Origin of the sequence: [Phormidium] sp. LEGE 05292 (genome assembly GCF_015207735.1) — a bacterium.
Classification (GTDB): Bacteria; Cyanobacteriota; Cyanobacteriia; order Cyanobacteriales; family Aerosakkonemataceae; genus Floridanema.
Map to the genome: position 1 here is coordinate 1 of NZ_JADEWG010000214.1, position 8,350 is coordinate 8,350.

General features: G+C 40.5%; 8 protein-coding genes. 4 read left to right on the top strand and 4 right to left on the bottom strand.

Annotated elements, in window-relative coordinates; translation table 11 throughout:
• Positions 1 to 25: 25 nt before the first annotated feature.
• On the bottom strand, positions 26 to 151 hold the full coding sequence (locus tag IQ264_RS33565) for an AraC family transcriptional regulator (protein WP_193985889.1): 126 nt from the start codon (positions 149 to 151) through the stop codon (positions 26 to 28).
• Positions 152 to 275: 124 nt separating this feature from the next.
• Between IQ264_RS33565 and IQ264_RS29895 the strand changes: the two genes are divergently transcribed.
• Complete coding sequence (locus tag IQ264_RS29895) at positions 276 to 698, top strand: hypothetical protein (RefSeq protein WP_193985891.1); 423 nt, start codon at positions 276 to 278, stop codon at positions 696 to 698.
• A 93-nt stretch (positions 699 to 791) separates the two neighbouring features.
• Here IQ264_RS29895 and IQ264_RS29900 read toward each other — a convergent pair whose 3' ends face one another.
• Positions 792 to 1,049, bottom strand: a complete 258-nt coding sequence (locus tag IQ264_RS29900) for a chlororespiratory reduction protein 7 (RefSeq protein WP_193985902.1) — start codon at positions 1,047 to 1,049, stop codon at positions 792 to 794.
• A 163-nt stretch (positions 1,050 to 1,212) separates the two neighbouring features.
• Between IQ264_RS29900 and IQ264_RS29905 the strand changes: the two genes are divergently transcribed.
• The 3 genes from IQ264_RS29905 to pgmB all read left to right on the top strand — a co-directional run bounded on the left by IQ264_RS29905 (position 1,213) and on the right by pgmB (position 7,379).
• Complete coding sequence (locus IQ264_RS29905; RefSeq protein ID WP_193985912.1) at positions 1,213 to 3,435, top strand: amylo-alpha-1,6-glucosidase; 2,223 nt, start codon at positions 1,213 to 1,215, stop codon at positions 3,433 to 3,435.
• 1 nt (position 3,436) lies between these two features.
• Positions 3,437 to 3,943, top strand: a complete 507-nt coding sequence (locus IQ264_RS29910) for a DUF29 domain-containing protein (protein WP_193985904.1) — start codon at positions 3,437 to 3,439, stop codon at positions 3,941 to 3,943.
• A gap of 448 nt (positions 3,944 to 4,391) precedes the next feature.
• Complete coding sequence (gene pgmB / locus IQ264_RS29915; protein ID WP_193985906.1) at positions 4,392 to 7,379, top strand: beta-phosphoglucomutase; 2,988 nt, start codon at positions 4,392 to 4,394, stop codon at positions 7,377 to 7,379.
• Between the two features lie 108 nt (positions 7,380 to 7,487).
• Here the strand turns inward: pgmB and IQ264_RS29920 are convergent, their stop codons facing one another.
• Both IQ264_RS29920 and IQ264_RS29925 read right to left on the bottom strand, forming a co-directional pair.
• Entirely contained in the window at positions 7,488 to 7,775 is a 288-nt protein-coding gene (locus IQ264_RS29920; RefSeq protein ID WP_193985908.1) for a DUF2973 domain-containing protein, read from the bottom strand.
• Positions 7,776 to 7,893: 118 nt separating this feature from the next.
• Positions 7,894 to 8,229 (bottom strand): DUF2605 domain-containing protein, encoded by a 336-nt coding sequence (locus IQ264_RS29925; RefSeq protein WP_193985910.1) that lies wholly within the window; start codon positions 8,227 to 8,229, stop codon positions 7,894 to 7,896.
• Positions 8,230 to 8,350: the final 121 nt, after the last annotated feature.

Genomic DNA, 8,350 nt, shown 5'->3' on the forward strand with positions numbered 1-8,350 from the left:
GGGGACAAGGGGACAAGGGGAATTTTTAACTTTTACCTTCTGCTTTCTGCCTTTCTTCCCTTCTGCCTTCTGCCTTCTGCTTTCTGCCTTCTGCTTTCTGCCTTCTGCCTTTTAACTTCTGCCTTTCTTGCCTTCTGCCTTCTGCCTTCAAAAAGCCTTCTGCCTTCTGCCTTCAAAAAGCCTTCTGCCTTTCTTTATGTTGCGAATTTAGTCATAAATTGTTACACTGTTTCGCCAAAATCAAAGCAATATTTAAACTCTAAGGAACGACAACAGTGAATGCTGCTCAACAAGCCACTAGTATTGAAGTTGCGAGTAAAATTGCTGCCGTTGTTAATTCGTTTAAGTCCGAGTTTCCCGATGCTAAGGCAGATTTGAAACCTTGGCAAAATGATGCTGATACTAGGGAGTTAGTCGATCCTGATTCGATCGATATTGGTTTTCATCTTCCTGGGTGGAGTCGCAGGTTTCAATGCCGAAGTATGCTGGTGCAAATTCGATTTTATCAAGATCCGGTGGAAGGTTCGCGGCGAGCGATCGGCATCGAAATTGCAGGTTTTAATCATCAAGGGTTAGCTTGGCGATTTTCCACTGTGGAAAATTGGAGTATCGTTGGTGAATATCAACCAGTCCCGGAAATGGAAGAAAAATTAAAACGGTTTGGTAGACAAACTTTTCAATTATTTAATGGCTCCTGATTTTACTAGGGGAGATGGGGAGACAAGGGGATTTTTACCTTTAACTTCTGCCCTCTGCCCCTGGAGCTCCAGGAGCAGAGGAGCTCCAGGAGCTCATTTCTCCAGGCGCACGGCGTACCATTGTAAATATTGTCCGAGGCCGAGATCGAATTCATAATATGTATTGAGTAAATGCTGGGCTTGTGCTTCTAAAGATGAAAGTTTTTGTAAATCTCTGGGTAAATCGTCTTGCCGCTGTGCCAAAATATTTTTTAGTTTTTCTAGTAACTCGGCGGCAGTTAGGAATTGTTCTGGCTGATTAGTTTCTAGGACGACGAAGTTATCTTCGCTATACATTAATGAATCTGGCATTTTTCCGGCTCGGTAACTGCAAATTTTTATACTATATCTGAGGATTTGTTAATTTAATCTTAACGGTTTTCTGAATTTCAGCAATTTGATTGTAAACTGCTACCTGCATTACTGGAAATTAGTTTCTAGAATACAGGAATGCAGATTTTTTTAGTTTTTGATTATGAAGATGGATGCGATCGAACTAGAAGGCAGAACTTTTGTTAGTGTAGAAGAATTACCGATTCCTGAATGGCCTTGTGTACTCAACGAAGAACCACAGCCAACGTTGACAATTAAAGATAATGATTTATTTTTAGTTACAGATACTTTGGGTAATATCGCTTCTAGTTTAAGAAGTGATGTTAACGCCAGTATGGGGTTATTTTGCTCCGATACTAGATTTCTCAGTCGCTTAGAATTACAAATAGACGGGCACTCTCCAGTTTTGCTCAATAGTACCGCAAATAAAGGTTTTTCTCTAGCCGTATTATGTACAAATCCAAAAATTGCTAATCATTTGCCACCTGAGACTTTGGGTATTCGTCGAGAATTGCTGTTGAATGGTGCTTTGTTTTCCACAGTTGAAATTTGCAATTACAGCACCAACGAGGTGAGTTTTCAACTCAGCTTAAGTTTTGATGCTGATTTTGTAGATTTGTTTGAAGTACGAGGATTTAATCGCGAAAAACGGGGGCGAATTTTACGGGCAATTAAAGATGATAAACCGATCGAAGAAGAGACTGGAGAATTAGTTTTAGCTTATCAAGGTTTGGATGGCGTGATTATGGAGTCGCGGATTCAATTTAACGATCGCCAACCAGACTTCTTTAAAGGTAACACTGCGGTTTGGGAGTTAACTTTAGCATCTCATGAAAAAGAAAAAATCGGTTATCGGCTACAAATGTTTACCAATAATCGACCAACTTCCCGATTAGATGCACCTGTTACTTTTAACCAAGCGAAAGCAGCAGAGTTGATGGAGGAACAAAATTGGGTACAACAAACTACTCGCATTAGTTTAGATAAAGCTATTTTTAATCAGGTGATCGATCGCGCACAACAAGATGTGTATTTACTGCGGCAATCTTTTGAAAAGTTTACCGCACTTTCGGCGGGAGTACCTTGGTTTTCTACATTATTTGGACGAGATTCGATTATTGTTGCTTCCCAAACTTTAATGTTAAATCCTGATATTGCCAAGGAAACATTAACAGTTTTAGCTGAGTATCAAGGCAAAGTAGATGATGATTGGCGCGACGAACAACCAGGGAAAATTTTACACGAACTACGCTTTGGAGAAATGGCGCGTTGTCAAGAAGTTCCCCATACTCCCTATTACGGAACGGTGGATGCTACGCCTTTGTGGTTAATGCTTTATGCGGAATATTATTCTTGGACAGCTGATAGAGATACTTTAGAAAAATTGTGGCCTAATGCGTTAGCGGCGATGGATTGGATCGATCGCAATTTGCCAGAAACAGGCTATTTACGTTATGCTGTTCGATCGCAAAGAGGTTTAGTTAATCAAGGTTGGAAAGATTCAGGTGATTGTATTGTCGATCGTGAAGGTAAATTAGCTAAACCACCAATTGCTTTATGCGAAGTTCAAGCTTACGTTTATTCGGCAAAAGTGCGATTAGCCGAAATTGCTAAAATGAAAAAACGCTTGGATTTAGCCGATCGCTGGCAAGATGAAGCTAGAGATTTGAAAATGCGATTTAATCGGGACTTTTGGGTAGAAGACCAAGGTTTTTGTGCTTTAGCTTTGGATGGCGATGGTAACAAAGTTGATAGCATTTCTTCCAATCCAGGTCATTGTTTAGCTTTGGGAATTCTTAACCCAGAAAAAGCATATAGTGTTGCCGAAAGATTGCGGGCTCCAGATATGTTTAATGGGTGGGGAATTCGCACTTTAAGCAGTTTATCTCCCGCTTATAATCCAATGGGTTATCATATCGGTTCTGTCTGGCCTCATGATAATGCTTTAATTGCAATGGGAATCCGTAGTTTGGGTTTAATCGATCAAGCATTGGAAGTTTTCCAAGGTTTAATTGACATGACTTTAGCCCAACCTTATCAACGTCCCCCAGAACTTTTTTGTGGTTACGAACGCGATGGCGACAACGATCCAGTACGTTATCCTGTGGCTTGTTCGCCGCAAGCTTGGGCGACTGGTAGCATTTTTCAACTACTACAAATGATGATTAATTTGGTTCCAGATGCGCCGAATAATTGCTTGCGAATTATCGATCCGGCTTTGCCAGAATCCATTAGTTCTTTGTATCTGCAAAATCTCAAGGTTGGTTCAACTTTATTGGATCTGGAATTTCAGCGATCGGGAAATACAACTTCTTGTCGAGTAGCGAAAAAACGCGGCAATTTACGAGTAGTAATTGAGGCTTAAGATGAGTATAAAGCCATCTGAAGAAGAAACAATGAACCTTCCATTGGTTAACCTTTACGAAACTGACTTTTATGCTTGGACACAAAGACAAGCAGAGTTCTTACGTCAACACCAATTAGATTGCCTTGACATTGAAAATTTGATTGAGGAAATAGATTCTTTGGGTAAACAACAGCAACAAGAGTTAGTAAATCGACTGGGAGTTTTACTTGGACACTTGTTGAAGTGGGAATATCAACCAAGCAAAAGGTCTAGAAGTTGGGTGGCAACAATTCGTGAACAACGGAGAAAAATTGCTAAGTTACTTCAAAAAAACCCTAGCTTGAAACCTTATTTGGAGGAAGCAATACAAGAGGCTTATCCAGACGGGATAGACTTGGCTGTTAGGGAAACGTTAATGGAGTATCAAACTTTTCCATCCGAAGTTCCCTACACTTGGCAACAAATAGAAAACCCGGATTTCTTACCGGGATTCCTCAGTGATTCAGATGAAGACTTGCTGAAATAGGTGTTACGTAAGAAGCAGAAAGTAGGGTGCGTTAGTGCAACGTAACGCACCATTATTCCTGACAAATATGCTTAACCAATTTTTTTGCAGGTTGAGAAAAAATCCGGGTAAAACTTCCTTGCATGAAACGGTATTGGGGGAGTTTAGGATTTCTAGTTGTTGGTGCGATCGATAAATTTCTACTTGAGTTTTTATTAAAATTTGTAAAATTTGTATTAAAAAATGTATCGTTTCGCATCAATTCTTTGAGCTATAGCAATTTTCTACCTCTTTGGGGGGATTCCTAAAAGGAGAAAAGCTTGATTAGCTTTTCTCTTTCTTGTTCTTTCCGCATTGTTGAAACTGGGTGCGACAAAGCAAAGCCAGAGTACAAGGCGGTTGTGAAGATATTTGGCTCAATTTTTCTTTGTACAGTTAAACGAACTTACCAGCAGGCAATTATTCCAAGATGCAAACACTCAGTAAACCCTCTGCAAAACCAACTTCAGCTAACACTGCCGATTGGACTGTAGTGGAAACTCAGTTCAATTCTAAACAGTTGCACCATCAAGAAACAGTTTTCACTTTGGGGAATGGTTACTTGGGAACTCGTGGCACTTTTGAAGAAGGTTATCCCAACGATCAACCAGCCACCTTCATTCACGGTGTTTATGATGATGTAGCCGTAGTACATACAGAATTAATCAACTGTCCTGATTGGCTATCTTTGGCTATTTGGTTGGAGGGAGAACGGTTTCGTCTCGACCAAGGTAAAGTGTTAGATTATGAGCGTCGGCTTGACTTAAACCAAGGACTACTGCAACGTCGTGTATGTTGGCAAAGTCCAAACGGACAGATTGTAAATCTGCAATTTGAACGTTTCGCCAGTTTAGCCGATCGGCACGTTTTAGCAATTCGTTGTTTGATTACACCAGTCAATTTTTCTGGTTTGGTGGAAGTACAAGCGAGTATTAATGGCTATGCTGATAACCAAGGCGTAATGCACTGGAACTGGTTGGATCAAGGCATACATAATAATAGTGCATGGTTGCTGATGCGTAGCCGCCACACAAATATTGAATTAGGAATGGCAACTCATCTAAGTGTGTCTTGCGAGAATACCTTGCTGCGAAGTTTGGGTTGCCAAGGTTATCCGACGGTGACTAGCTGTTTTCAGGCGCAACCAGGAAAAACTGTAACTATAGAAAAGATTGTTACTGTTTTCACTTCTAGAGATTGCAAAAATCCCGCCCAAACTGCCCAAGAAAAACTCAAAGATTTATTCTATGGTTGGGAGTCGGGAAACAGCTGTTATGAGATGCTGCGTCGGTTGCATATTCACGCTTGGGCACGAGAGTGGCAAACTTGTGATGTGTTAATTGAGGGAGATTCTAAAGCACAATTAGCTGTTCGTTATAACTTATTTCAAATTTTGGCTGTTGCGCCAAGGGATGACGATAAGGTTAGTATTCCGGCAAAAACTCTTTCTGGTTTTGCTTATCGCGGTCATGTTTTTTGGGATACGGAAATTTTCGTGGTTCCTTTCCTAATTTTTACTAAACCGGAGTTGGCACGAAATTTGTTGACTTATCGCTATCACACTTTAGCTGGGGCGAGAAAGAAGGCGAAAGCGGCGGGTTATGCGGGGGCGATGTTTGCTTGGGAAAGTGCGGCGACTGGGGAAGAAGTGACTCCGCGTTGGGTTCCGACTCCGAGTGGTGAGTTGATTCGGATTTGGTGTGGCGATCGCGAACTCCATATTAATTCTGATGTGGCTTATGCAGTTTGGCAATATTGGCAAGCTACGGAAGATGATGATTGGATGTGCGATTATGGGGCGGAAATTATTTTAGATACGGCGAATTTCTGGGCGAGTTGTGTGGAGTGGAATGGCGATCGCAATTGTTACGAACTCAAAAATGCGATCGGCCCTGATGAAAATCACGAACTCGTAGATAATAGTGCTTTTACTAATAGCATGGTGCAATGGCATTTGCAAACAGCTATTGTAGTGTTATCTTGGCTACGAAAAGAATATCCTGATTGGTCAAGGGAATTAGAACAAAAACTGGATATTACTTCGACTCAGTTAGCAAAATGGGCAGATATCATTGACAAAATTTTGATTTTGCACGACAAAGAAACTGGTTTAATTGAGGAATTTGAAGGGTTTTTCGGTCGTGAAGATATCAATTTAGCTGATTATGAACCTCGCACTCGTTCGATGCAAGCTATTTTGGGTATTGAAGGCGCAAATGCGCGACAAGTTCTCAAACAAGCTGATGTTTTAATGTTGATGTATTTGCTGCGCGATAAGTACGATCGCGCAACCTTGCAAAAGAATTGGGATTATTACGAACCTCGCACCGATCATACTTATGGTTCTTCTTTAGGCCCTGCAATTCACGCTATTTTAGCTGCTGATTTGAATAAATTGGACGAAGCTTATACTCACTTCATGCGATCGGCTTTAGTAGATTTAGAAGATGTGCGGGGAAATGCCGATGAAGGCATTCATGCGGCTTCTGCTGGTGGAGTTTGGCAAGCAATAGTCTTTGGTTTTGCTGGGGTGAAATTAACTGCAAATGGTCCGATTGCTACACCAAAATTACCACCTGGTTGGAAAAGGTTAAAGTTCCGTTTTCAATGGCGCGATCGCTTGTATGAATTCGACCTCAAACCAACGACAATTAAAGGTGTAATTTTTGATTTAGATGGCGTAATTACTGATACTGTTGAGTATCATTATTTAGCTTGGCAAAGATTAGCTGATGAAGAAGGTTTACCTTTCGATTGGCAAATTAACGAAGCTTTACGCGGTTTGCCCAGAAGAGAATCATTGTTATATATTTTGGAAGAACGCCAAATCAGCGAAGAAAAATTCCACGAAATGATGATGCGGAAAAATCGTTATTACTTGGAATTTATTCAAGATCTTTCCCCCGCCGATTTGTTACCTGGAGTTAGCAATTTGTTAGCTGAATTAAAAGCCAATAACATTAGAATTGGCATCGGTTCATCTAGCAAAAATGCTAAAGAAGTCTTGCAACGTTTGGGGATTTTGGATAAAGTGGATGCGATCGCAGATGGTTACAGTGTAATTAAACCGAAACCAGCACCCGACACTTTCCTCCACGCTGCTCTACAATTAAAATTACCACCCAACGAATGTTTAGTAATCGAAGATGCTGAAGCTGGAGTAACAGCAGCCAAAGCAGGCGGAATGTCAGTAATAGGTTTAGGGCCAATTGAACGAGTAGGAAACGCCCATTTAGTGTTAGAAAACCTCGAAAAAGTCAACTGGCAAAACCTAGTAGAACAAATTTCTCATATACAAAAGTCAGTGCTTCCTTCTCAGGTTGCCTGTGATGTAGAAATACAAAAAATATCTGTTTTACACAAAGAAAACAGCCGCAAAAAACACTGGGTTGCTAATAATATTTCCGTACTGAGATAAACTCCCCCGTTCGTTGTAAACACTCCAGTGTTATCCCCGTCAAAACTAAAACTAGACGGGGATTTTTTAATTAAATTTATTAAATCTTAGTCCGTCCATATTTAAAGATTATGGAGCAGAATTTTCTGGAGGACTTTCGTAAAGAGATTCTAATTTTTGGCGGGCATCTTCAACTGCGATCGACTTCATAATAAGTAAAGGTTCATCAATAAAATTTCCCGAATCATCAATAAATTCTGGATGTGGAACTGGTCGATCGCGACGAGGATATCTTTGACTCGCCGGAGAAGTGCTGTATTGGTAGTCAGCACTAATTCTAATCAAGTTACGAATCAAATTACCCACAGCTAAAAACGCCAAACAAGTAAAAGCTAATATGTAAAGCAAGTGCAACATAGAAATCCTCCTCCTAGTCAAAAAATTTTTTACAGCACTTTGATTTATAAAGCAATCAACACAGATTAAGCAAACATCAACAAAACTTTTTTTGAGCAGACATCCTAAATCTAATCATCTAAGAATCATTATTCTGCCCATTCGCTTGTTCCATCCGAAGTCGCATGGAAATCTTCCAACATTCGGCAACTAATTGGTGCCACTGAAACAGCGTTGTTGTTTCTACACCAACTTGACTGCCAGTTGCATGAAACATTACCTGCACTGTACTTACCTCATTTTGAGCCTGCTTCACCCGATTTAATAAATCGGATTGCTGCTGAGACTCTAAAAAAGATATGGTTTCTGTTTCCAGTAGAGTGCGCGGTCGACCAAACCAATACTGAAAATCTTGCAGTAAAGGTTGTAACACGCTTTTCAGCAATTCCGGTTCCGGCAGGTTAGAGTTGAGCATGAAATCGAGTATTACTAATCTAACTAAATCATAACCTTAATTTCATTTACATTTCTTAATAAATTCTAAATAGTTCTTTAGGAAGGCAGAAGGGAAGAAAGGCAGAGGGGCAGGGGAGCAG